We start from the raw sequence: 22546 nt of genomic DNA on the forward strand, positions 1-22546 counted from the left end.
ACAGGAGACGACCCTCCGTGTACTGGGCGCGTCCGTGGCCGAAGGACCAGTCCCGGGGACCGTTCTCCATGATGCTGATGAGGATTGTCTCGCTCACACCATCGACGCTAGCGATGACCCGGTGCCGCGTGAATTGCCTGTGGTGACTCCTTCATGCGCGGCAGGCATGGACGCTGCTCACCGCCCGGCCGAGCCGGGCGTCGCGGTGACTTGCGACGGCGAGGGCCTGGTCCAGCGTCGCAAGGACCCGCTCGACGTGGACGCGGAACTCCGCGCCGTTGGCCGCGTGGGCAGGGTTCACCGGCCGATGACATCGGCGGGCTGATCAGTCGGCGTCGAGCCGGACGTGGCGATGCCGCTGGCGTCCGCCAGCCGGCGGCCGCGGGTTTCGGGGGCCAGGGTGAGGCAGACGGCGAATCCCAGAAGCGTGATCACAGCCATGATGAGCATGGTGGGGCCGACGCCGATGCGGTCCAGTCCGACGGGCAGGAGATAGGTGCCGATGGCAGCACCGATACGGCTGACCGCCGTACCGACTCCCACCGCGGTCGCGCGCACCTCGGTCGGGAACAGCTCCGTCGGGTAGATGAACTCGAGGATGCTCGGGCCGCCGGAGAACAGGGCGTAAGCGCAGAAGCACACGAGAACAACGGCGACGGGCGCTCCCGGCGCCAGACCCAGAACGGCGAGCGGGATGGCCATCAGGCCGAAGGACCAGACGATGAGGGGCCGCCGTCCCAAGGTATCGATGAGGCGCAGCGCGGGGATGCAGCCGAGCAGGAACAGCAAGCTGATCACCGCTGATCCGGTGATCGAGTCGCTGCCGCCGGACATCCCGAACGCGCTCAGAATCGTCGGGCCGAAGGTGTAGATCGCGAACAGCGGAACGATCTGCAAGAGCCAGAACAGGCCGACGAAGGCGGTGCGCCTGAGGTACTCGCCACGGAAGACCTCGGCGAAGCCCAGGCCGTGCGCCCTCTCGTCGTCCGCCAGGGATCCGACCGCCTCCGAAGTGGCTTCCTCCCCGTAGACGCGGGTCAGTACGGCCTGCGCCTCCTCCACACGTCCCCGGCTGACGAGCCAGCGGGGCGACTCCGGCGTGCCGATGCGCGCGATGATGAACACGACGGCCGGAATCGCCGCGCTGCCCATGGCCCAGCGCCACGCACCGGAGTCCACGACATTGATGAGCGTGTAGCCGACCAGGTAGGCGGCAGTGGCCCCGACGAACCACGCCATGATGAGCATCCCCATGACACGGCCCCGCTGAGCTGTCGGCAGCCACTCCGACAGCAGGGCGCTGCCGATGGCGTAGTCGGCGCCGAGCGCGACTCCGATGATGAAGCGCAGGGCCCGGCACCTGGAGATCGGTGAACGGGTCGTCAGAACCGAGGCGCTGCACGGCGGTATTACTGCCGAAATGCGGAGGCTGACCATCGGCACACCGGACGGAGGAACCCGTGACCTGGTGCTGAGGACCTTCGTCGACGTGGAGCAGGCAGAAGACTGGCTGAACAGGGAGGCCGACGCCCTGACCCTGCTCACGGGGACCGGCGCGCCGGCTCCTGGACTGGTCGCGGTTGATCCGACCGCCGCGCATTGCGAGTATCCATCGCTCCTCATGACACATCTGGCGGGCCGGACGGTTCTCGACGATGAGGGCCTGGAGAGTCGCGTTCCTCTGCTGGCCCGTCAACTCGTGGCGATCCACGCGGTGCGACCCGCCGAGCGGCCCCGGGGTACGTGGCGTTGACGACCGCCGACACCGTGGTGACTCCGAGGGGCGCCGACGCGGTGGCATGGGCCGCGGCGATCGACGTGATCCGCAGGCCCGCGCCACCTTACGAAGGGCGGTTCCTGCACCGGGACTTCCAGCCTGGAAACGTGCTGTTCGACGTGGCGTCCCCAAGGTCGGCAGAGGCCCGGATCACCGGCGTCGTCGATTGGGCAGCGACCTCCTGGGGCCCGGCGGATCTCGATGTGGCGCATTGCTCCGTCAATCTCGCGCTGCTGCACGGACCGGCGTGGGGTCTGCGATTCCCTGAGGCGTACGAGGAGGCGGGCGGGGCTCTGGCCGCAACCGCGAGCGAGCGGCTGTACTGGCTGGTACGAGACGGGCTGGCGTGCTCAGAAGAAGTCCAGTTGGCGGTGCAGCCGTGGCGGGAGGCAGGAACCGACGAACACGTGAGTGATCTGCAGGTCGCCGTGCGTGAACTTCGGAGTCCACGGCCGGAGGGCGGCCTCGGCGATCTGGCGGTTGCGGGTGACCAGGTCGGCGGGCAGGACGCCGTTCGTGACGAGCGACTCGCACTCGCCGTCGAGATCCGCCGCCAACTCGTCGGGGCCCCGGCCGGCCCGGCCGGGCCAGGGCGGCAACGGCGCGTCGTGCAACTTCCGGAGGGCGGCACCCGCCATGGCCCATGCCGCCGGTGACGCGGTCGACGGCTCGCCGAGGCGGCCGAGCGCCGTCCCCGGGACCGCGGCGATGGCGAGCACGGGCGGCTTGCGCCACAGGACCTCCGGGGTCGGGACCGGCGCCAGGGCCATCGCCTCGACCTCGACGTCGATGCGCGCCTGATCGGCGTCCACCTTCAGGAACACGTCGCCGACGCGCAGAGTCGCGCGTTCGGAGTGGGCGACGACGACCTTGACCTCATCCATGGCGCCCAGTATCCCGGGATGACCGTCGAGGTCGCCGGGTTTATCGCGTGCGATGGCGCGGCTGACCGCGTCCCGCTACCCGGCGGCCCGGTGCCCGACACCGACCCCGCGCGATCCGCATCGACCGCGTGGGCTACGCCGACGACGCCCCCATGGCACTTGAGCGAGCCCATCTCGCACCGCGCTGCCCTCGTCTCGGCAAGCGCCGTCCCCGAGGACGCCGCACGCCTGGGAGCCGACGTCGGCTCCCCGCTTCTCGTCGAGCGGCGGCAGATCGACGACCAGCACGGAACGCGCATCGAGAGCACCGAGACACGTTACGTCGGCAGCGAGTACGTCTTCGACGTCCATCTGTGACGCCCCCAGTAGGGCATGTCAGGCCGAACGCGAAACCCGCCGGGACGCTGATCGCGGTCCCATCGGACGGTGAACGTCCAGCCGCCCCGGGCCAGACGCGGATCTTCCTGTGGCCCTGTCCGATAAGCGCCTGCGGTCATTACGGCATTTCGAACGCTGTTCACCATGCTGGCAGTTGGTGCTAGCTTGCGCTCGTCGTGGACCACTTCTACGAGGAGGGTGTCCGGTGGAAGGATGCAAGGTTGCGCGGCGCACGGTGTTGGCAGCGACGGCGGGGATCGTGGTGGCCGGTTCCGGAGCATTGGCCGGAACGGCCGAGGCGGCGACGGGACCGGCGGCGAGGACGCTCGCCGACCCGCCGACCGGAACGGTCCGGGTGTTCTGGCTCAGGCCCAGGAACGTGTCGTACGACCAGCGGTACCCCGATGGCATCAGCAACGTGCTGAAGGAGGCGCAGCGCTACTACCGGCAGGAACTCGGCGTGACGTTCAAATTGAACTCCCCCGCGGTGGAGGTGGTGACCGGCGACCACGACCGGATCTGGTACGAGACCACGCCCAACGGCGGCGAGGAGTACTGGTGGGTGGTCTTCAACATGCAGCAGGAGCTGATGGCCAAGTTCCGGCTCAGCTCCCCGGACCCGCGCTGGCTGTGTGTCGGCGAGATCAGCGCCGAGGGCAGGGGCTCCGGCGGCGGTGGTGGCGCCGGCTGGGTCATCCTCAGTGGCCATGACGCCGATGGCGCAGCCGGGACCAACGGCGCCATGAACCGGTGGTACGGCGGTATGGTGCACGAACTGGGCCATGCCCTCGGTCTGCCCGACTCCACGTACACCGACGGCACACCGATGTCGGCCTCGTTCTACGAGTACCCGAACTGCCACTTCAGTCAGGCCCAGAAGAACGGCATCCGGAACGGCGCCTACGCCCGTTTCCTGTCCTGAACCGCCGGCTGTCCGAGGGTCCGTAAGCGGTCGTTCCAGAGGGAGCGGCCGTCGCGTTCTGGGGGGTCTCGTGAACGGTATCCGTGCGCTCATCATCTGCCTTGCGATCACGTGTGCCGCGCTGGTGTCGCCCGCCGCGGCCGTGACGCCCGGCTGGTCGGCGCTGCCGGTACCGGCGGCGGCCCCGCCGGTGACCGTGTCCGATCTCGCCGCCCGCGGGCCGGGCGAGGCATGGGCGACCGGATACGAGCACGCCGCCGATGGACTGCGGCCGATGCTGTACCGGTGGGACGGCACGGCGTGGAGCCGGGACACCACCTTCCCCGGCGCCGGTGAGCTGGGCTGGCTCGGTAAGGTGCGGTTCGTCGGCGAGGAAGTGTGGATCTTCCACAACCGCGCGGGGGAGGGGGAGATCCTGCGCCGGTCGGAGGGAGGGTGGAGCGCCGTCCCGCTGCCGCGGACCCTGTGGACCTACCAGGACTTCACCGCGGTACCGGGCGCCGCGTGGGTGGTCGGTGAGGACGACACCGGGCTGAAGGTGTTGCACTACGACGGTTCCGGCTGGACCACCCAGCCCACCCCGGACGGTGTGTTGTTCCTGATGGGGATCACCGCGCGTACCGCCACCGACGCGTGGGCCTGGGCGGACACCAGCACCGGGACCGCCGTCCTGCGCTGGGACGGTACGGAGTGGCGGGACGCGAAGGTGCCGCTGCCCCCGAACAGCAACGTGCACACGATCCTGCTCGAACCGTCCGGCCGGGCCACGATCGGCGGCAGCCAGTACTCCGACGGCGTGGCCCGCACCTACCTGATGACCTGGAACGGGCACACCTGGCGCACCACCTACCCACCGCTGGGCGACACCTACACCGAGGCCATGGCGCGCGGCCCGGACGGCGCGCTATGGCTGCCGGTACGCAGCGACCGCGCGTTCCAGTCGAAGTACGCGCGGATACAGGGCTCCCGCACCACCTTCTCCTACGGTCCTGAGCGCAGAGACGCGATCGACGTCAAACCGCGTGCACTGGCGAGGGCCGGGTTCTCACTGCTGTCCTTCGGGACCGTCGAGATCTACGGCTCGAAACCGAACCTGATGAGCGAGCGGCTGGGAGGCTGACCATGGCACGCCGACTTCTCGTCGCGTTCCTCACCGTCGCCATGACGATCATGACCCTCATGAGCTCGGCCACGGCGGAAACCCTGTCCTGGCAACACGTTCCCGTACCGGCACAGGTACGTCCGCAGGCCGGGCTGAACGAGGCCGTGGCGTTCGGGCCGGACCGGGCGTGGGCGGTGGGTGCCGACGCCGTCGGTCGCGAGGCGCCGGGCTTCCCGCTGATGCTGCGCTGGGACGGAACCGCGTGGCAGCGCCAGAGTCTGCCCGGGGTCGGCTGGCAGGGAGAGCTGCTGTCCATCGCCGCGACCTCACCGGCCGCGGTCTGGGCCGTCGGCCGCGACGCGGCGGGCGGCGCCCATCTGCTCCGCTCCGACGGCATCGTCTGGTACGAGGGCCGACCGCCGAGCGGAGTCGCGCTGACCAAGGTTGTCGCCGGCGGCGGTGAGACCTGGCTGATCGGTTCGCGGGACGGCGCGCAGGTGTTGCTGCGCTGGGACGGGAGCGGCTGGCAGGACGTGCCGGTGCCGCCGGGATCCGTGTACGGCCTGCACATCCTGGCGGCCGACGACGTCTGGGCCGCGGGCGCCACCGGCTCGGGCGCGGCCGTGTCGCACTGGAACGGGCAGGCGTGGCAGCAGACGATCGTGGACGGGTTCCCGCGGTCGGCCGTGGGCAGTGTGCTGGCGGTCTCGCCGACGGAGGTGTGGGCGGGCGGCACGGCCGGGTTCGTCGGCGGCCCGCCGGGCCGGCCGATTCCGCCACTGCTGGTCCGCTTCGACGGACAGACCTGGAGCCGGGTGACCGTGCCCACCGACTTCGGCTCCATCGACTCACTGGTACCCGGCAGATCCGGCGCGCTGGCCTGGGTCTCGGTGGCCCGCTCGCAGAAGTGGGGTCCGCAGGGCAGCAGTCCGCCGCTTGTTCCCGGGCCTGATTTCCTCGCGTGGAACGGACAGTCCTTCACCGAGTACGGCGAACCGGCGGTGGCCGGGGAGGGGGACTCCCGGGTGCTGCGGCTGGCGCCGGTGCCGGGCACGGAGACGGTGTGGTCGGTCGGCCGCGCCGACGGCCCCGAAGGCACCTTCGCCCCGCGCATCCTGCGGTTCGGCTGAGATGACGCCGCAAGCCGAGGTTTCTCAACGCACCCACGACACAGGTGGCCTGTCGTGTCGATCGCCCAGGTCCGCAGATTCTCGTGGCGACGGCTCTGCGCGCCACGGCTCTGGTCCCTCGTCGGCAGCGCGCACTTGCTGTGCAGGGCTCGGCTTCGGCTCGGTGAGCGTAGGACGATCTCGGCATGGACACCTGCGACAGTTTTCCGACCAAGCGGTCGCCGCGGTTGAGGCCCGGGGACCGGGTGCGGATTGTCTCTCCGGCCAGTCCACCCAGCCGTGAGGGGGTCGCTCGTGGCGTCGAGCTGCTGACGTCATGGGGGTTGCGGGTGGAGTTGGGTGAGCACGTCTTCGACCAGTGGGGGTATATGGCCGGCCGGGATGAGGATCGCGTCTTCGACCTGAACTCCGCGTTCGGCGACCCGGGAGTCCGTGCCGTGATCGCCACCAGGGGCGGCAAAGGTGCCTACCGTATCGTCGACGACCTGGACACCGATGCCCTGAGGCGCGAGCCGAAACCCCTGGTCGGCTTCAGCGACATCACCCACCTCCACCTCGCCCTGTGGGCGCGATGCGGTCTGGCCTCACTGCATGGCCCGTTCGCCAACTGGAGCGAGGAATGGTCCGGGCAGGCGTCGGCCGACGCGCTTCGCCGCGCGCTCATGACCACTGCCCCCGTCACCGTCCACCGGGACGCCGGCGAGGCCAGTGCGGCGGTCACCGTCGAGGGCACCGCGACCGGAGTCCTGGTCGGCGGCAACCTTGACGCGATCCGCACCGAGGCCGGAGCCGGCCTGCCGAGCCTTGAAGGGGCGATCCTTTTTCTCGAACACCAGAGAGGCACAGGGCTCGGGGAGGTCGACCGCGCAATGACCCAGCTGACCCGCACCGGGGCCCTGAAGGGGCTGCGCGGTGTCGCGCTCGGCCAGTTCCTCGGCTTCGACCAGGATGCCGATGATCCGACGCTGGGCGGGTGGGGCATCGCCGACGTGCTGCGCGACCGGCTGACCCGCCTGGGCGTTCCCGTCCTCGGCGGGCTCCCTGCCGGACACGGCTCGCACCCTCCGACCGTCCCGCTCGGGACCCAGGCCACGATCGACACCGCCGCGGGGACCCTGACGGTTCAGGCGGCCGTCGAGTGACCATCAGCTATTCGCGGCTGGAGGCCAGGGCAATGTTCTCCTCGGTGACGGCGCTGCGGTAGAGCGCCTCGGGCCGTTCACCGCTCCTGCGCTCGGGTCTTGCCCTTCATCCCGAAAGCCGAGGTGGCCAGCCCCAGGAGGAAGATCACCGCACCGGTGATCACGTTGCTCACCATGGTGCCCGTGGTGGCGGCCGACGGACCGTAAACCGCCCAGGGCGCGATGATCGTCCAGATGCCGATTGCCGCCACGACCCAGCCCAGCCCATGGGTGCGCTCGTAGGCCGAGCCGAAGCCGAGCGCGAGGATCGCGACCGCCAGTCCGGTGATCAGATTGTTGACGGTCAGCCCTGTCCCGGTGTCGAAGAAGCCCACCACCCACGGGGAGACGGCCAGGTACAGCCCGGCCAGCAGGGTCAGCCCCTCGACGGCCCGTGCCTGCGGAGTCGTCGCCGCCCGCTCGTAGCGGGCCCTGAGCTCCATCAGGTCGGGATGTTCTTCGATGCGGGAGCCATGCGTGGTCATGATGACGACCCTCCTTTCGATGGCAGTCAGCGCCGGGTAGCCACCAGGAGCGGGCCCAATCAGCGACGCCGTGCCGGGTTCGCCGGGCAGGTGCCGTGGCTTTCACCGGTCGCCGTGGCGCAGCCGGGTACCTGGAGGTGCGCGGATGGCCCGCATGCCCCGTACCCTCACGGTTCCGGCCCGGACCGACACGCGGTGGGCAGCCGACAGACGCCTCTTCCTCCGGAATCGCCCGGCGAGGGCCCGTTCCGTACGTACCCGACCCACCCTTCGCCAGGTGGCGGGGCCGGGGCGGATGGGCCGGGTAGCCCCGGCGTCAGGCGGTGAACGGCACCTTGGCCGAAGCTTGCGACCGGAGTTTTACGCTCACTGCCCCGGCACCCGCGGCCCAGCTTCGGGAAGACGGCGTGGCCGTGGTGTCATCGGAGGGCGCCACAGAGTGCTGCGGCAACCGCAACCTCGGTACCGGCCAGACCGACCGAGCTGAACAGTGTGATCTGGTCGGGGCTGGTCCTTCCCGGTACCGTCCCGGCGAGGATGCTGCCGAGCTCCACCATCCGATCAACATCCAGTAGGTGGGCATCGCGGTAACCGGCTGCCTGGACCCGGGAGTCCGTAAGAATCACATCGGCTCGGTCTTCCAGCTCGGCAGGTATCTCGTGCCGGGAGATGGTCTTGGGGCCGAGTGTCGTCACATGGGTGCCCGCTGTGATCCACTCGGCCTTGAGCACGGGCACCGAGCTGTTGGTCGCCACGATCACCACTTCGCGGTCGCGGACCGCATCTTCGACCCGGGACACCGCGCGGACGTCGCCCCCCAGTTCCCTGGTGGCCCGCCGGGCGAAGTCCTCGGCACGCTGTGTGTGGCGGGACGCCACGGTGACGGACTCGATCGGGCGCACCGCGCGGAGGGCCCACAGCTGTGCCCATGCCTGGACACCGGCGCCGATCAGTCCCACACGGATCGACCCGGGTCTGGCCACCGCATGCACCGCGATGGCTCCGATCGCCCCGGTACGCCGCGCACCGAGCTCCACACCGTGCACAACCGCGCGCAGCTTGCCGTCTTTGCCACCCCACACGGCGACCAGTTGCTCCGCATCGGCGAAGGTGTCGTACGCGCGAAAGCCGAACAGCCCGTGAGCGCGCATGCGCCCGGTGGTGAAGACCAACTCCCCACCACCGAGGTCGGCACGGACCCGTGGCGGTGCGTCGAGCGTGCCGTCATGGTGGGCAAGCATCGCCGAACGCACGGCTCGGACAGCCATCGCCGGGTCGAGCAGGCGACGCACGTCCTCATCGTTGAAAACCAACGGGAACACTGATCACTCCCTTCGCCCCGAGCAGAGGCAGACAGCCACTCTCCCCAGTCCGTCACCGCCAGGGCATCCGTCATGCGACCGGTACCGCTGGGTCTTGCGACCCAGGACTCGCTGCGGGGGCCGCGCCCCTCCCACTCACTTCCGCGAACGCGGGACAGGACGGCGGCGAGGAGGAGCGCGGTGAGGGCGGTGAGGGCTACGCCACGCCAGCCGAGGGTGTCGAGTGCGGGGGCTGCGAGGGCGGTGCCGATGGCTCCGATGGTGAAGTACAGCACCAGGTAGACGCTGCTGAGGCTGCCGGAGCGTTCGGGGCTGAGTGCGATGACGCGGCTCTGGTTGGCGGCCTGGGCGGCGAAGCAGCCGGGGTCGAAGAGGGCGAGCCCGAGTGCTGTGGTCGGCGGGGTGTTGAGGCCGGTGGCCAGCAGGGCGGCTCCGGACGCGGCGGTCAGCATGGCAGCGGTGATCGCGGTGCGGGGGTGTACCGGTCGATGAGGTGTCCGGAGAGCGGGAGGACGGCGAGGCCGAGAAGTCCGGCCAGGCTGTACAGGCCGATAGCGGTCGGGCCGAGGGAGTGGGGTGGCTGGGCCAGAGCCAGGGCGAGGGCGACCCAGATGAGGTTGAAGGCGAAATACCACAGCCCGCCGGTGGCCACCGCGCGGCGCAGCTGGGGATGGTGGCGCAGGAGCCGGGGAAGTGCGGTGAGGGTGGCCCCGTAGCCGTGGTGGGGCTGTGGTCGCCGCCGGGGCAGGAGCGCGGTGGCGGCGGCCGCGCCGAGCAGGGCGAGAGCGGCGAAGACGAGGAGCATCCGCCGCCACCCGAGGAGGGCGGCGAGTGTTCCTCCGGCCAGGCGGCTGAGCAGGATGCCGGCCGCCACGGTGGCGACACCGATTCCGCGGCGCCCGGGCGGGGCGTGGCGGCCCGCGATGCTGCTGGCCTGGGCCGCGACACTGGCGGCCGCGCCGATGAGCAGGTAGGCGGCCAGGAGCACGAGCGCGCCGGGTGCGGCCGCGGCGAGGGTGAGGGCGGTGGCAAGGGCGATGAGCTGTGCGGTCACCAGGCGGTGAGGGGCGAGGTGGTCGGTGAGGGGGAGCAGGAAGGCGAACCCGGCCATGCAGCCGACGAGCGCGGCGGTCGGGACGAGGCCGATCACGGAGAGCGGGACGCCCAGGTCGGCGGCGACCTCGGTAAGCGCCGGCTGGATGGCGTAGTTGTTCGCGATCGCCATTCCGGCTATCGAGGCGAGGAGGAGCACGCTGCCTCGGCTGGGGGAGCGGGTCACGGAGTCGTGCCGCGGGTGAGGACGACGGCGTAGCGGCACTCGGTGTCGGTGGTGTTGACGAAGACGCGCTCGGTGGGCTCGCCGAGTTCGATGGTGTCTCCGGTGGCGAGTTCGTGGACGGTGTCGCCGTCGTGGAAAGTCAGGTGGCCGTCGAGGACCCAGACGACCTGGCGGATGAAGGCGAAGGCGGCGGCCGGATACGGGACGCGTGCCCCGGGGGGCAGGTGGATCTCGGCGATCTCGGCCGGGAAGTGGGGGCTGGTGATCTGGCGGCGGCGGTAGCCGGTGGCGGGGTCGCGCCACTCGGCGGCGTCGGTCTGGCGGCGCACTCCCGCGCCTCCGTCGGTGTCGTCCGGGATTCCTTCGGCGAGGGCGAGCAGGGACGCGACGCTGAGCTGGAAGGCGGCGGACAGCTTGCCGAGGACGACGGCGGTGGGGCTGCTCTCGCCACGCTCGATCCGGTTGATCATGGCGCGGGAGACCCCGGAGGCGTCCGCGAGCTGGTCCAGGGTCCACTTGCGGCGTTTGCGCTCGGTGCGGACACGGGCTGCGATCCGCCCCACCAGAGGATCTACTATGTTGGACATGATTCCAATATACGAGAGCAGCGAGGCTGTGGCGGTGCGCCCGGCCCGTCCCGGCGACGCGGAGGCCATCCGCGCGATCCGCAACCACGCGATCGAGCATTCGACGGCCCTGTGGACGCAGACTCCGCAGCCCCCCGCCGAGGCGACCGCCTGGCTGGCCGGGCACCTGGAGCGGGGGTCGGCATTCGTGGCCGAGGCGGAAGGCGAACTGGCCGGGTTCGCGGTCTACGGCCCGTGGCGGGAATTGGACGGATACCGGCACACGGTGGAGGACTCGGTCTACGTCCGCGAAGACCGTCATGGGCTCGGCGTCGGCTCCGCGTTGCTGGCTGCCCTCATCGCCTCGGCGCGCGAAGCCGGCCACCACGTCATGATCGCCGATATCGAAGCCGAGAACGCCCCTTCGGTGCGGCTGCACGAACGGTTCGGGTTCCACCATGTCGGCACGGTGCCGGAGGTCGGCACCAAGTTCGGCCGGTGGCTCGACTTGACGATCATGCACCTGCCCCTGGCCTGAGCCGCCGATGCCATGGCTGCGCCGGGCGATGCCAGTTGGTCCGTCATCATCCATGCCGGGAACGCCGGTCGTTCCACGGCGAGCAGGGCTGAGGCTTCTTCACCTGCCATCCCACGCCGGGCGGTGGAATCGCCTACTCGCCGACGCGGGCCACGAGCAGCGGCTGGAAGAAGCCGGTCTCCTGCGGCATCCGCCACTCGGGGTCGACGAACCCGGCCTCGGCTGCGAGGTCGGCCAGTCGGTCCCGGCCGAGTGCCCAGTAGGTGGTCCGGCGGACCTGGACGCGCCATTCTCCGCCTGCCTGCCCCGGTAGGAGTTGGAAGTGCTCCAAGTCATAGTGCTCGCCGTCGTCATGCCAGTGCCAGAGCTGGAAGGTGACGGTTCGTTCCTCATGGTTGGCGCGGTCGGCGCGGTCGGCCATCCGGTGGACTTGTGGAGGCGCCGAAGCCGGGCGGTCGCGCAGCAGGTCGTCGTAGGGGCGTGTGCTGACCAGCAGCAGGCCGAAGGGGCGCAGCACCCTGCGCATCTCGGCCAGGGCGGCGTGCACATCCTGCTCGGTCAACAGATGAGGCAGCGAGTTGTCGGCGCAGACGACGGTGTCGAACCGGCCATCGGGAAACGGGAGGCGTCGCATGTCGGCGGCGGCCGTGCGCAGGCTCAGGTTCCGGTGGGCGGCCTCACGGGCGGCGCGGGCGGCGGCACGGGGGCTGAGGTCGGTTCCGGTGACGCTGTGCCCGCGCAGTGCCAGGCCGATGGCCTGCGTGCCGATGCCGCAGGAACAGTCGAGCACCACCGCGCGATCCTGGCCGATCAGGCCGTCTAGGGCGTCTCCCTGCCGACGGATGCTCGCGTCCCAGTCCGAGTAGATCAGGTGGTAGTCGTCGGCCAGTTCGTCGTAGAAGTGTGCCGCCGATGTCTCGGGCATGGCCCGAGATTACCCGCACCGTCCCGGTCAGGACGGAACGAAGCCCTGACCGGGCCCTGTCATCCCAGCTGGTGAACCGCGAGAAGGCTTGTTCATCCATAGCAATCTATATGGGTAAAAATTTGATATAGGCGCAGATGTACTCTGGGTGGAAGCCACGTGGAACGGCCTGTTCGGCCGATCGCCACGTACCGGACGGATCACGATGGATGACACTCGGGACGCGACGTTCCATGGGGCGCCGGAGGGGGGTCTTGGCACCGCGCGCTGGGCCACGGTGGTTCTCGACGCGGGGGGAGCCGTCTTGCGGTGGAGCGTGGGCGCCGAGGGGCTGCTGGGCTACCCCGCCGCCGACGTGGTGGGGCGGGCGGCCACGGAGCTGCTCTGGGGCGGTCAGGGATCCCTGCCGGGCGCCGCCCGGCGGTCGCTGGCGGGTCGGGAGCCGTGGAGCGGCAGGATGACGGCGCGGCACCGGGACGGCGGCCCGCTCGACCTGGACCTGCTCGCCTGCCCGCTGCGGAACAGCGACGGCAGTGACCGGTGGCTGCTGGCGGTCCTGACGGCACCGGCGGCAGCGACGGACGCGCACCCAGCCGACGCGGTGACGGAGCGCTCGTTCACCCAAGGTGCCTGGCCGATGGCGATCCACGACACGCAACTGCGGCTGTTGCGCGCCAACACGCGGATGTGCCAGGTCACGGGCCTCTCGGAGGACGAGATGCGCGGGCGGCGATCCGGCTTCCTGGCCGGGGACCCCGTCAACGAGCAGGTGGAGACGGCCATGCGGAAGGCGATACGCACGGGGGAAGCGGAGCATGCCCAGACCCTCACCCGCGCGGCGGGCGAGACGCGGGACCACGCCTGGGCCGTTTCCCTCTCGCCCCTCACGGACGAGACCGGCCGGGTGTGCGCGATCGTCGCCGCCGGGCTCGACATCAGCGAGCTGCACCGGACGCGCGAGCGCCTCGACCTGCTGAACGAGGCCAGCATCCGGATCGGCACCACCCTGGACGTCACGCGCACCGCCCAGGAGCTCGCGAGCATGCCGCTGCCGCGCTTCGCGGACTTCATCAGCGTCGACCTGCTGGACTCCGTACTGCGCGGCGACGAGCCGACCCCGGGCCCGGTCTCCGGCGATGTCCTGCTGCGCCGCGTCGCGCACGAGTCCGCCCACGCGAAAGACGCCCCCGAGGCCGCCGTGGACATCGGCGAGACGGACACCTACCCGGAGTTCTCGCCCCCCGCCCGCTGCCTGGCCACCGGCCGGGCGGTGCTGACCGGGCCCTGGGACACCGACTACTTCCGGTGGATGGACCGGGACCCCAAGCGGAACGCCAAGCGCACCGACTTCGGGGTCCAGTCGCTCGTGGCGGCACCTCTGGTCGCCCGCGGGAACACCCTCGGCGCGGCGCTCTTCTCCCGCCGCCTCCACCCGGACACCTTCACCGAGGACGACCTGATCCTCGCCGAGCAGCTGGCGGCCAGAGCGGCCGTCTGCATCGACAACGCCCGCCGTTTCACACGGGAGCGCGGCACCGCCGTCGCCCTCCAGCGCAGCCTGCTCCCGCAGGGCCTGCCCGCGCAGTCGGCCGTCGAGTTCGCCACCCGCTATCTGCCCGCCGACTCCCGCTACGGCGTGGGCGGTGACTGGTTCGACGTCATCCCGCTCTCCGGCGCCCGGGTCGCGCTGGTCGTCGGCGATGTCGTCGGCCACGGCATCCACGCGTCCGCCACCATGGGACGGCTGCGCACCGCCGTCCGTACCCTCGCGGACATCGACCTTTCCCCGGACGAGCTGCTCACCCACCTCGACGACGTGGTGGTGCGCCTCGCCTCGGAGGACACCGAGCCGGGCGACTACGACGTGATCCGCGCCAGCTGCCTGTACGTGGTCTACGACCCGGTCTCCCGACTGTGCTGCGCGGCCCGCGCGGGCCACCCGCAGCCCGCTCTCGTCACCCCCGACGGCACGGTGGAATTCTGCGACGTGCCCGCGGGCCCACCGCTGGGCCTGGGGGACCTGCCCTTCGAGTCCGTCGAGGTGGGGATACCGGAGGGCGCCCTGCTCGTCCTCTACACCGACGGCCTGATCGAATCCGGCGACCGCGACATCGGCTCGGGCATGGACAGGCTGCGCGAGGTCCTCACCGAACAGTCGCTCCCGCCGGAAGACACCCGTCAGCCGCAAGACACGGAAGACACCTGCTCACTGGAAGACACCTGCGACACCGTGCTGCGGGCCCTGCTCTCCGAGCATCCGGCCGACGATGTCGCCCTGCTCGTCGCCCGGGCCCGCGCCCTGGACGTCGATCAGGTCGCCACCTGGGAGCTGCCGGCCGAGCCCGCCCTCGTCGCCGAGGCCCGCGGGCGGGCGACTGCCCAGCTGGTGGCCTGGGGGCTCGCCGAGCTCACGTTCACGACGGAGATGGTCGTCAGCGAGCTGTTCACCAACGCCATCCTGCATGGCCGGGGCCCCGTCCAGCTGCGGCTGATCCGCGATCGCACCCTCATCTGCGAGGTCTCCGATACCAGTACCACCGCCCCGCACATGCGCCGGGCCAGGGTGTTCGACGAGGGCGGGCGGGGACTGCTGCTCGTCGCCCAGCTCAGCCGCCGCTGGGGCACCCGGCAGACGCCCACCGGAAAGATCATCTGGGCGGAGCAGGCCCTCCCGGCCGACTGACCGGTCGCCCGCGCGGCCTCAGCCGTCCAGGCGCCGCTCGAAGCTGAGGCCACCGGGCACCTGGAACGTCGGCACGATCTCGATGTGCCCGATGTTGACGTGGCGCGGCGCGCCGATGGCGTACTCGATGGCATCGGCGATGTCGGTGGGGCGCAGCGTCTCGTAGCCGTCGTAGTAGATGCGCCGAGCCCCCTCCCGGTCGCCCAGCACCCGGGCGAAGATCTCGGTCTCCACCCGGCCGGGGCAGATTTCGGTGACCCGGACCCGGCGGCCGCGGGCGTCGATCCGGAGCTGGCGGGAGAGAGTGTGCACCGCGGCCTTGGTCGCGTGGTAGACGGTGTTGCCGGAAAAGTTGTACACCCCGGCGATCGAGCCGATGTTGACGACATGGCCCAGGTCGCGCTCGACCATGCCGGGCATGAGCAGCCGTACGAGGTGGAGCACGGCCCGCAGATTGACGGCGAGCTGCTCGTCGACGGCGGACTCGTCCATGGAGAGGATCGTGTCGGCGTGGGCGACCCCGGCGTTGTTGACCAGAATGTCGATCTTGAACCCGGACACGGCGTCGGTGAGGGCGTCGGTGTCGGAGATGTCCACGGCGTGCGGTACGCAGCCCGTACGCCGCGCGAGGTCTTCCAGCCGCTCGGCGTCCCGGGCCAGCGCGTGGACCGTGAGGCCCTGCTTCGCCAGGCGCTCGGCGACGGCGGCGCCGATACCCGCGGACGCACCGGTCACCAGCGCGGTCCGGTAGTCGGAGAATGGCATATGGCGACGGCCCTCTGTGTACGCCGGGTTTCCTCTTTCGAGCTTAGATCATTTCCCCGCCGGGCTCATTCGCCGGGCTCATTCGTCGGGCAGCGGGAGATGGGCGCTCTCACGGATGTTCCGTACGGCGGCGAACGATCCGAGAGCGGTGGCGACGACGTAGTAGCTCGGGAACTGGGTGTTTCCGCTCAGCCCGATGAGCCAGGTCATCAGGAAAGGCGCGGAGCCGCCGAACAGCGCGGTGGCGAAGTTGTATCCGAAGGCGTAGGCGGAAACGCGGACGCGGGTGGGGAACAGCTCGACGAGAAGGATATGGATGACACCGGTGTAGCCCGCGAAGAGGATCGCCAGGAGGACTCCGCCCACGATGGCGAGCGGCACGGAGCCTTGGCTGAGCAGGAGATAACAGGGAACTCCCAGAACGGCCATGAGCAGCGCGGCCCCCGCGACGACCCGGCGGCGGCCCAGACGGTCCGAGAGACGCCCGGCGAACGGAATGGCGATGCTGATCGCGACCAGGGTGCACGCCGTCACGAGCAGTCCCCGCACGGTACTGAATCCCAGTTCCGAGGAGAGATACGTCGGCATGTATACGAAGAGCACGTAGTAGCCGGAGCTGTTGAGCAGCGTGATCGGCAGGATGAGCAGGATCGCCCTGCGGTGCTCGGGGGAGGACAGCGCCTCCCGCACGGGGCTGGCGGAGAGCCGGCCCCGCTCCTTGAGCCTCTCGAACCGCGGGGTCTCACCGACCCGCTTGCGGATGTAGAGGCCGATGAGGCCCATGGGGAAGGCGATGAGGAAGGGGATCCGCCAGCCCCAGGACCGCATGGCCTGCTCGCTCAGGCCCGCGTTCAGGACGGTGGCCAGCAGGGTGCCGACGAGCAGCGCGGTGAACGAGGCGAGCTGGGCGTAGCTGGTGATCCTCCCCCTGCGCCCGCCGGGAGCGTATTCGGCGAGAAAACTCATGGCACCCGCCACCTCCCCGCCGAGGGAGAACCCCTGGGTGAATCGCAGCAGCATCAGCAGGACCGGAGCGGCGATACCGAAGGCGGCATAGGCGGGCAGCACGCCGATGGCGGCGGTCGCGACGCTCATCAGGAGGATGACGAAGACCAGTACCCGCTGCCGCCCCACTCTGTCGGCGAAATAGCCGCAGACGACGCCGCCCAGCAGGCGGACGAAGAAGGGGATCCCGAAGACCAGGAAGCTCAGCATCAGCGCCGCGTGGCCGCTCGCTTGAGGAAAGAACACCGAGGTCAGGGTTCCGGCCAGAAAGCCGTAGATGCCGTAGTCGTAGAGCTCGACGAAAACCCCGGCCGATGCGGCGAGCGTCACCCGGCGGACGGTGCTGGAATCCGGGGGCGTGGCAATGGGTGATGGCCTGCGAGCGGACATTCTCCCTCCGGGCTGCGCGAAGGCCGGATAGGCCCGAGCCTGCCTCAACGCAATGCGGCGGGCAAGGCCACCGGGCACGGCCTGCGGGGATTCGCCCTCGCCTTTCGTTCCTTCTGCCGCGGTGAGCTCCATGGCCGACGCTTGAAGGGAGGCGACGGTACCGAGACGAGAAGGTGGGACGGATGGAAGCGATCGTCTTCGAGGAGTACGGCGGGCCCGAGGTGCTGCGGCTCACGACGGCCGACGAACCCCACGCGGGCCCGGGGCAGGTGCGGCTGCGGGTCAGGGCGGTCGGCGTGAACCCGCTCGACTACAAGATCCGGGGCGGCGCCATGAGGGAGGTGTTCCCCACCGAGTTCCCCGCGATCCTCGGCACCGAGGCGTCCGGAGTGGTCGACGAGGTGGGGGAGGGCGTCACCGGGCTCGGGGTCGGCGACGAGGTGTTCGGCTTCATGGCGACCGGCGCCTACGCCGCGTACGCCCTGGCCTCCGTCGTCGCCCGCAAGCCCGGTGAACTGGGCTGGGAGGAGGCGGCCGCGCTCCCGGTGGCCGCCGAGACGGCGGACCGTGTCCTGGACCAGCTCGCCGTCAAGGACGGCGAGACGCTGCTGCTGCACGGCGCCGCCGGGGCGGTCGGTTCGGCCGCCGTCCAGCTGGCCGTCGCGCGCGGTGTCACCGTCATCGGCACCGCGTCTCCGGGCAACCACGACTATCTGCGCGCGCTCGGCGCCCTCCCGGTCGCGTACGGGGAAGGGCTGACCGACCGTGTCCGCGAGGTGGCCCCGAAGGGAGTGGACGCGGTCTTCGACGCGGCGGGCAAGGGCGTGCTGCCTGTCTCCATCGAGCTGCGCGGCGGTACGCCGGAGCGCATCGTCACCATCGCCGACCCGACCGCCGCCGAGCACGGTGTCGCCTTCTCCCGCGGCGGCGACCGCGACGCCGACGCCCTCGCCGGGTATGCCCGGCCGACGGCGGAGGGCGGGATCCGGGTGCCGGTCGCGCGGAGCTTCCCGCTCGCGGACGCGGCGGCGGCCCACGCGGAGAGCGAGGCCGGACACGTACGCGGCAAGCTGGTGCTGCTGCCGTAAAGCCTGTCCCGGCGCGGGTCCCGGCGGTCCGGGTCGTCGTGGCGGGGCCGTTCAGCGCGTCGGGGCTGTTCAGCGCGTCGCCGGACCTGGCCATACGGCGGAGGCGTCATCGCGGTCGGGATCCGGCAGGCGTACGGGGCGGACGGGGATGGCGCGGGTGCGTCCTTCCGTCACCGCCGTCCAGGGGGCGGGGTGGCCCGAGTAGCACAGGGTGGTCAGGACGAAGACGCCGTCGGCGTAGACCTCGACGTACTCGCCGACCGTGAGAATCCGCAGAGTTGCGGCGGGTTCGGTCAGGACGGTCTCGCCCAGGGATACGCCCGCGGGGCCGGTGACCCAGAGGTTCTTGCCGTCGCAGCCGACGGCCAGGGCGGGGCCGCCCTCGCCGGTGCGCAGGGTGATCTCCACGCGCCCGGAGACATCGATATCACCGACGGCGTGCAGCGCGGGCTCCGTCGTCTCCTCCAGCAGCCAGGCGTCCAGGCCGGTCCACCACTCCAGGCGGGGCGCCGATCCGGCCGGTACGACGAGGGACTTGGGCTGGGCCAGCATGCCGCGGCAGCGTTCGCCGGAGTCGGTGAGGCCGACTTGCCGGGGGGTGGTGTGCAGGACGACGCGGGAGCCGTCAGGGGCGGCGATGACGCGCGGGGCGTACGAGCCGGTCGGGCCGAGCGGCCCGCGGCGGGTCCACGGTCCCCGCAGCCGGGGCGCGGTCCACGCCTCGAACCCGCGGGTCGCGCCGATCGAGCCGATCAGCAGCCAGCTTCCGTCGTCGAGACGTTCGAGGACCGGGCACTCCAACTCGTCCACGTCACCCGGTGAGATGAGCGGCGGACGGACCGTCCAGTGCTCCAGGTCGTCCGACGTCGCCCAGGCGACACAGCCGCTGACCTCGACGGGCAGGGACGCGTCGGCGGCGCAGACGACCATGACCCAGCCGTCCGCCTCGTCGTCGCGTACGACGAACGGGTCGCGCCAGCCCATGCGTTCACCGGTGCGGTACCAGCGGGCGTCCGCCTCGGCGACCGGCCCGGTGCCGTGGCGGCGCCAGCCGGTGCCGTCGGTGCGGTCGGAGTACGCCAGCCCGACGGACTGGAGCGGCCAGCCGCCCTCCGTCAGTCCGCTCACGCCCGTGTAGAACATCGCCATTCCGTCGCCGGAGCCGTGCCGGACGGGATGCATGGTCCACACCGCCTGCTGGTCGAAGCGTCCGGGCAGCCCATTGCCGAAGGCGACGCTCCCGGGCCGCCAGCCGACCAGGTCGGTGGAGGTGGCCCGGCCGTACGAGGTCTCCATCCTCAGGTGGTCGAACTCGCTCGTCCACGGGCCCTGAAGGTGCAGCACCGCGTAGGTGCCGTCGTCGTCGCGGAGCAGGGCGAAGTCGTTCACGCAGAGGCCGGGCGGGGCGTATCGCATGCACAGTTCCTGTCGGATCGCAGCGCTCAAACGCGTGCGCTGACCATGGACCTCAAAGGTCTCGCTTACGAATCGGTCCAAGTAGAACTCAACGCAAACGCTTGCGCAACAGCGAGGCCGGGCTTACGGTCACGTCACCCCCAGATCACACCGATGTGAAACAGACGGGAGAAACGCGCTGTGAGCGTCAGCATCACCGATGTCGCCCGCGCCGCCGGAGTGTCGGCGTCCACCGTGTCCCGCGCGCTGCGCGGCCAGCCGGGCGTCTCCGGCGAGGTCGCTGCGCAGATCACGGCCGTCGCCGCACGGCTCGGCTATACGGCGTCCCGTTCGGCGTCCAGCCTGGCCAGCGGGCGCACCTTCACCATCGGGGTGGTGGTGCCGTACGTGGGCCGCTGGTTCTTCGGCACCGTGCTGGACGCCGCCGAGCACGAGTTCAGCGCCGCCGGGTACGACGTTCTGCTGTACAACCTGGGCTCGCCGGAGACACGTAAGCGTTTCTTCGCCAGGATGCCGGTCCGCAAGCGGGTGGACGCCGTGCTGTCGCTGCTCATCCCCGACGAGGAGGAGTCGGCCGCGCTGCGTGCGCTCGGGGTGCCGCTGGCCACCACGGTCGGCGGCGCCCGGCCCGGGTTCACCGTGGTCGGTATCGACGACCGGGCCGGAACGGAGAGCGCCGTCCGGCATCTGGTGAACCTCGGCCACCGCCGGATCGGCATGATCAGCGGGTCGAGCGGTCCGCAGCACTGGACCACGCCCATCACGCGCCGCCAGGCGTACCTGGGCGTACTCGCCGACGCCGGGATCGAGCACGACCCGGCGCTGGAGGCGGACGGCGACTACACCGTCGAGGGCGGTGAGCGGGCCATGACCGAACTGCTCGCCGCCTCCCGGCCGCCGACCGCCGTGTTCGCGCAGTCCGACGAGATGGCGATGGGCGCGCTGCGCGCCCTGCGGCGGCACCGGTTGAAGGTGCCGGACGACGTGTCCGTCGTCGGCTTCGACGATCACGAACTCGCCGACGTGGTCGGGCTGACGACCGTCGCCCAGCCGGTCGCCGGGCAGGGTGCCGAGGCCGCCCGGCTGCTGCTGCGCCAGCTCGACGCGCAGGACGAGACGGACGGGCATGTGCAGATGCCCATCCGTCTTGTCCTGCGCGAGACCACCGCCCCGCCGCGCCCGCGCGGACCCCAGTGACCCCGGCCGCGTCGCCAGGCCCCCGAAGTCCCACGACCCGACGCCGGAAAGCATCCGAGCACCACGGACCCTCGCACCGCACGGAGGCACGAACCATGAGCTCGACCAACAGAAGGTACCGCCGCACCGCCTGTACGGGCGTGGCCCTCGTCCTGCCCCTCGCGGCACTGGCCGCCTGCGGCGGCGGCAGCGGCGCCGACGTATCCGCGGAAGCCGGCAGCGGCAAGGGCACCATCAGCGTCTGGGCCCACCAGGGGCAGAAGAACGAGGACACCGCCCTGCGGAACGCGGTGAAGTCCTTCAACTCCTCCCAGCGCGGGATCAAGGTCGAGCTGAAGCTCATCCCCGGCAACGACTACACCAAGACCATCACCGCCACCGACGCCTCCAAGCTTCCGGACGTGATGGAGTTCGACGGCCCGACCATGGCGAACTTCGTCTACACCAAGAAGCTCGCCCCCATCGACTCCTACGTCTCCGCGAAGACGATGTCCAACACCACCGGCGCAGGCAAGGCACAGGGCGAGATCGGCGGCAAGCACTACGGCCTGGCCATGTACGACTCCGGGCTCGGCGTCTACGGCAACAAGAAGCTGCTGGACGCGGCCGGGGTGAAGTACCCGACGAGCCTGTCCGACGACTGGACCGCCGCCGAGTTCACCGCCGCGCTCAAGGCGCTCAAGGCCAAGGACTCCGACGGCAAGGTCGTCGACCTCCAGGAGAACAGCGGCTACGCCAACGAGTGGGGCACTTTCGGCTTCGCGCCGATCGTCTGGTCGGCGGGCGGCTCCCTGCTGAAGGATGGCAAGGCGGCGGGCGCCCTGGACACGTCCGCCACGGTGTCGGCGATGAAGACCCTCCAGTCCTGGAAGCCGTACACCGACCCCAACACCGACGGCAACGCCTTCGCCGACGGCCACGTCGCGCTGAGCTGGGTCGGCCACTGGATGTACCCCGCCTACAGCAAGGCCCTCGGCAGCGACCTCGTCGTGCTGCCCCTGCCCGACTTCGGCAACGGCCCCAAGACCGGCCAGGGCTCGTGGGCCTGGGGCATCGGCGCGAACTCCAAGAACGCCAAGGCGGCCGGGACCTTCCTCGACACCCTGCTGAACGACACCAACGTCACCGCGATGACGACGGCCAACGGCGCCCCGCCCGCCACCAGGTCCGCGCTGGCCAAGAGCGAGCTGTACAAGCGGGGCGGCCCGCTCCAGCTCTTCGCCGACCAGCTCGCCAAGCCCTGCGGCGACAGCGACGCCACGAAGTCCTGCGTCGCCGTGACCCGCCCGGTCACCGCCGGATACCCCACGGTCACCGCCAAGTTCAGCGACGCCCTGAACGCGATATACGGCGGCGCCGACCCGAAGAGCGCACTGGAGAAGGCCGCCCGCGCCATCGACCGGGACTTCTCCGACAACGCCGGTTACAAGATCCAGTAGGCCGCTTCGGCCGGGACGGGACCGCTTACGACGCGCCGGGCGCGCGACGCGGCACGCCCGTCCCGGCCGGGAAC

General features: G+C 70.8%; 20 protein-coding genes and 2 pseudogenes. 11 read left to right on the top strand and 11 right to left on the bottom strand.

Translation table 11 applies throughout. From position 1 onward, the window contains the following. Nucleotides 1–151 precede the first annotated feature (151 nt). Together ACZ59A_RS29635 and ACZ59A_RS29640 are read right to left on the bottom strand one after the other, a co-directional pair. On the bottom strand, nucleotides 152–301 hold the full coding sequence (locus tag ACZ59A_RS29635; RefSeq protein WP_470964661.1) for a hypothetical protein: 150 nt from the start codon (nucleotides 299–301) through the stop codon (nucleotides 152–154). Beyond that, a complete protein-coding gene (locus ACZ59A_RS29640; RefSeq protein ID WP_470964664.1) occupies nucleotides 298–1437 on the bottom strand; it encodes an MFS transporter in 1140 nt (379 codons plus the stop codon). The genes ACZ59A_RS29635 and ACZ59A_RS29640 overlap by 4 nt, the downstream gene beginning before the upstream one ends. On the opposite strand from ACZ59A_RS29640, the pseudogene ACZ59A_RS29645 reads away from it, so the two are divergent. Then, nucleotides 1421–2007, top strand: a pseudogene (locus tag ACZ59A_RS29645) (phosphotransferase family protein); the annotation flags it as partial. The gene ACZ59A_RS29640 and the pseudogene ACZ59A_RS29645 sit on opposite strands and share 17 nt — an antisense overlap. Before the next feature lie 168 nt (nucleotides 2008–2175). Here the strand turns inward: ACZ59A_RS29645 and ACZ59A_RS29650 are convergent. Further along, a pseudogene (locus tag ACZ59A_RS29650) lies at nucleotides 2176–2661 on the bottom strand (phosphotransferase); the annotation flags it as partial. 159 nt (nucleotides 2662–2820) lie between these two features. Here ACZ59A_RS29650 and ACZ59A_RS29655 point away from each other — a divergent pair. The 5 genes from ACZ59A_RS29655 to ACZ59A_RS29675 all read left to right on the top strand — a co-directional run bounded on the left by ACZ59A_RS29655 (nucleotide 2821) and on the right by ACZ59A_RS29675 (nucleotide 7335). After that, nucleotides 2821–3018 (top strand): UTRA domain-containing protein, encoded by a 198-nt coding sequence (locus tag ACZ59A_RS29655; protein ID WP_470964667.1) that lies wholly within the window; start codon nucleotides 2821–2823, stop codon nucleotides 3016–3018. Between the two features lie 256 nt (nucleotides 3019–3274). Continuing rightward, nucleotides 3275–3961, top strand: a complete 687-nt coding sequence (locus ACZ59A_RS29660; protein WP_470964670.1) for a hypothetical protein — start codon at nucleotides 3275–3277, stop codon at nucleotides 3959–3961. Nucleotides 3962–4031: 70 nt separating this feature from the next. After that, nucleotides 4032–5081, top strand: a complete 1050-nt coding sequence (locus ACZ59A_RS29665) for a hypothetical protein (protein WP_470964673.1) — start codon at nucleotides 4032–4034, stop codon at nucleotides 5079–5081. Between the two features lie 2 nt (nucleotides 5082–5083). Next, the gene (locus ACZ59A_RS29670) at nucleotides 5084–6193 is read left to right on the top strand and encodes a hypothetical protein (protein WP_470964676.1); all 1110 of its coding nucleotides are present in this window, start codon (nucleotides 5084–5086) and stop codon (nucleotides 6191–6193) included. Between the two features lie 185 nt (nucleotides 6194–6378). Next, a complete protein-coding gene (locus ACZ59A_RS29675; RefSeq protein ID WP_470964679.1) occupies nucleotides 6379–7335 on the top strand; it encodes a S66 peptidase family protein in 957 nt (318 codons plus the stop codon). 77 nt (nucleotides 7336–7412) lie between these two features. On the opposite strand, the gene ACZ59A_RS29680 is transcribed toward ACZ59A_RS29675, so the two are convergent. From ACZ59A_RS29680 to ACZ59A_RS29695, 4 genes are all read right to left on the bottom strand, one after another. Next, on the bottom strand, nucleotides 7413–7859 hold the full coding sequence (locus ACZ59A_RS29680; protein WP_470964682.1) for an SPW repeat protein: 447 nt from the start codon (nucleotides 7857–7859) through the stop codon (nucleotides 7413–7415). Between the two features lie 419 nt (nucleotides 7860–8278). After that, the gene (locus ACZ59A_RS29685) at nucleotides 8279–9181 is read right to left on the bottom strand and encodes an ornithine cyclodeaminase family protein (protein WP_470964685.1); all 903 of its coding nucleotides are present in this window, start codon (nucleotides 9179–9181) and stop codon (nucleotides 8279–8281) included. 445 nt (nucleotides 9182–9626) lie between these two features. Continuing rightward, nucleotides 9627–10406 carry an MFS transporter gene (locus ACZ59A_RS29690; protein WP_470964688.1) on the bottom strand — a complete coding sequence of 260 codons (780 nt, stop codon included), beginning with the start codon at nucleotides 10404–10406 and terminating at the stop codon, nucleotides 9627–9629. Between the two features lie 50 nt (nucleotides 10407–10456). Further along, nucleotides 10457–11047: a helix-turn-helix domain-containing protein gene (locus ACZ59A_RS29695; RefSeq protein ID WP_470964691.1), complete on the bottom strand. Its 591-nt coding sequence runs from the start codon at nucleotides 11045–11047 to the stop codon at nucleotides 10457–10459. Here ACZ59A_RS29695 and ACZ59A_RS29700 point away from each other — a divergent pair. Next, a complete protein-coding gene (locus tag ACZ59A_RS29700) occupies nucleotides 11046–11564 on the top strand; it encodes a GNAT family N-acetyltransferase (protein ID WP_470964694.1) in 519 nt (172 codons plus the stop codon). The genes ACZ59A_RS29695 and ACZ59A_RS29700 overlap by 2 nt on opposite strands. Nucleotides 11565–11697: 133 nt before the next feature. Here ACZ59A_RS29700 and ACZ59A_RS29705 read toward each other — a convergent pair whose 3' ends face one another. After that, a complete protein-coding gene (locus ACZ59A_RS29705) occupies nucleotides 11698–12489 on the bottom strand; it encodes a class I SAM-dependent methyltransferase (RefSeq protein WP_470964697.1) in 792 nt (263 codons plus the stop codon). Between the two features lie 205 nt (nucleotides 12490–12694). Here ACZ59A_RS29705 and ACZ59A_RS29710 point away from each other — a divergent pair, with 205 nt between their 5' ends. Beyond that, nucleotides 12695–15172 carry a SpoIIE family protein phosphatase gene (locus tag ACZ59A_RS29710; RefSeq protein WP_470964700.1) on the top strand — a complete coding sequence of 826 codons (2478 nt, stop codon included), beginning with the start codon at nucleotides 12695–12697 and terminating at the stop codon, nucleotides 15170–15172. A gap of 18 nt (nucleotides 15173–15190) precedes the next feature. Here ACZ59A_RS29710 and ACZ59A_RS29715 read toward each other — a convergent pair whose 3' ends face one another. After that, on the bottom strand, nucleotides 15191–15937 hold the full coding sequence (locus tag ACZ59A_RS29715; protein ID WP_470964703.1) for an SDR family oxidoreductase: 747 nt from the start codon (nucleotides 15935–15937) through the stop codon (nucleotides 15191–15193). Between the two features lie 78 nt (nucleotides 15938–16015). Next, nucleotides 16016–17272, bottom strand: a complete 1257-nt coding sequence (locus ACZ59A_RS29720) for an MFS transporter (protein ID WP_470964706.1) — start codon at nucleotides 17270–17272, stop codon at nucleotides 16016–16018. Nucleotides 17273–17514: 242 nt separating this feature from the next. On the opposite strand from ACZ59A_RS29720, the gene ACZ59A_RS29725 reads away from it, so the two are divergent. Then, a complete protein-coding gene (locus tag ACZ59A_RS29725; RefSeq protein ID WP_470964709.1) occupies nucleotides 17515–18420 on the top strand; it encodes an NADP-dependent oxidoreductase in 906 nt (301 codons plus the stop codon). A 69-nt stretch (nucleotides 18421–18489) separates the two neighbouring features. Here the strand turns inward: ACZ59A_RS29725 and ACZ59A_RS29730 are convergent, their stop codons facing one another. Further along, a complete protein-coding gene (locus ACZ59A_RS29730; protein ID WP_470964711.1) occupies nucleotides 18490–19836 on the bottom strand; it encodes a glycoside hydrolase family protein in 1347 nt (448 codons plus the stop codon). Between the two features lie 180 nt (nucleotides 19837–20016). Between ACZ59A_RS29730 and ACZ59A_RS29735 the strand changes: the two genes are divergently transcribed. Both ACZ59A_RS29735 and ACZ59A_RS29740 read left to right on the top strand, forming a co-directional pair. Further along, entirely contained in the window at nucleotides 20017–21033 is a 1017-nt protein-coding gene (locus ACZ59A_RS29735; protein ID WP_470964714.1) for a LacI family DNA-binding transcriptional regulator, read from the top strand. 95 nt (nucleotides 21034–21128) lie between these two features. Further along, entirely contained in the window at nucleotides 21129–22472 is a 1344-nt protein-coding gene (locus ACZ59A_RS29740; protein WP_470964716.1) for an ABC transporter substrate-binding protein, read from the top strand. The last annotated feature ends 74 nt before the right edge of the window (nucleotides 22473–22546 follow it).

The sequence above is a fragment of the Streptomyces sp. NPDC040405 genome, from assembly GCF_055595765.1.

Coding starts and splice junctions, on each gene's coding strand:
- ACZ59A_RS29640 (WP_470964664.1), bottom strand. CDS start 1,437: ATGGTCAGCCTCCGCATTTCGGCAGTAATACCGCCGTGCAGCGCCTCG.
- ACZ59A_RS29670 (WP_470964676.1), top strand. CDS start 5,084: ATGGCACGCCGACTTCTCGTCGCGTTCCTCACCGTCGCCATGACGATC.
- ACZ59A_RS29675 (WP_470964679.1), top strand. CDS start 6,379: ATGGACACCTGCGACAGTTTTCCGACCAAGCGGTCGCCGCGGTTGAGG.
- ACZ59A_RS29680 (WP_470964682.1), bottom strand. CDS start 7,859: ATGACCACGCATGGCTCCCGCATCGAAGAACATCCCGACCTGATGGAG.
- ACZ59A_RS29690 (WP_470964688.1), bottom strand. CDS start 10,406: ATGGCGATCGCGAACAACTACGCCATCCAGCCGGCGCTTACCGAGGTC.
- ACZ59A_RS29700 (WP_470964694.1), top strand. CDS start 11,046: ATGATTCCAATATACGAGAGCAGCGAGGCTGTGGCGGTGCGCCCGGCC.
- ACZ59A_RS29695 (WP_470964691.1), bottom strand. CDS start 11,047: ATGTCCAACATAGTAGATCCTCTGGTGGGGCGGATCGCAGCCCGTGTC.
- ACZ59A_RS29705 (WP_470964697.1), bottom strand. CDS start 12,489: ATGCCCGAGACATCGGCGGCACACTTCTACGACGAACTGGCCGACGAC.
- ACZ59A_RS29710 (WP_470964700.1), top strand. CDS start 12,695: ATGGATGACACTCGGGACGCGACGTTCCATGGGGCGCCGGAGGGGGGT.
- ACZ59A_RS29715 (WP_470964703.1), bottom strand. CDS start 15,937: ATGCCATTCTCCGACTACCGGACCGCGCTGGTGACCGGTGCGTCCGCG.
- ACZ59A_RS29725 (WP_470964709.1), top strand. CDS start 17,515: ATGGAAGCGATCGTCTTCGAGGAGTACGGCGGGCCCGAGGTGCTGCGG.
- ACZ59A_RS29730 (WP_470964711.1), bottom strand. CDS start 19,836: ATGCGATACGCCCCGCCCGGCCTCTGCGTGAACGACTTCGCCCTGCTC.
- ACZ59A_RS29740 (WP_470964716.1), top strand. CDS start 21,129: ATGAGCTCGACCAACAGAAGGTACCGCCGCACCGCCTGTACGGGCGTG.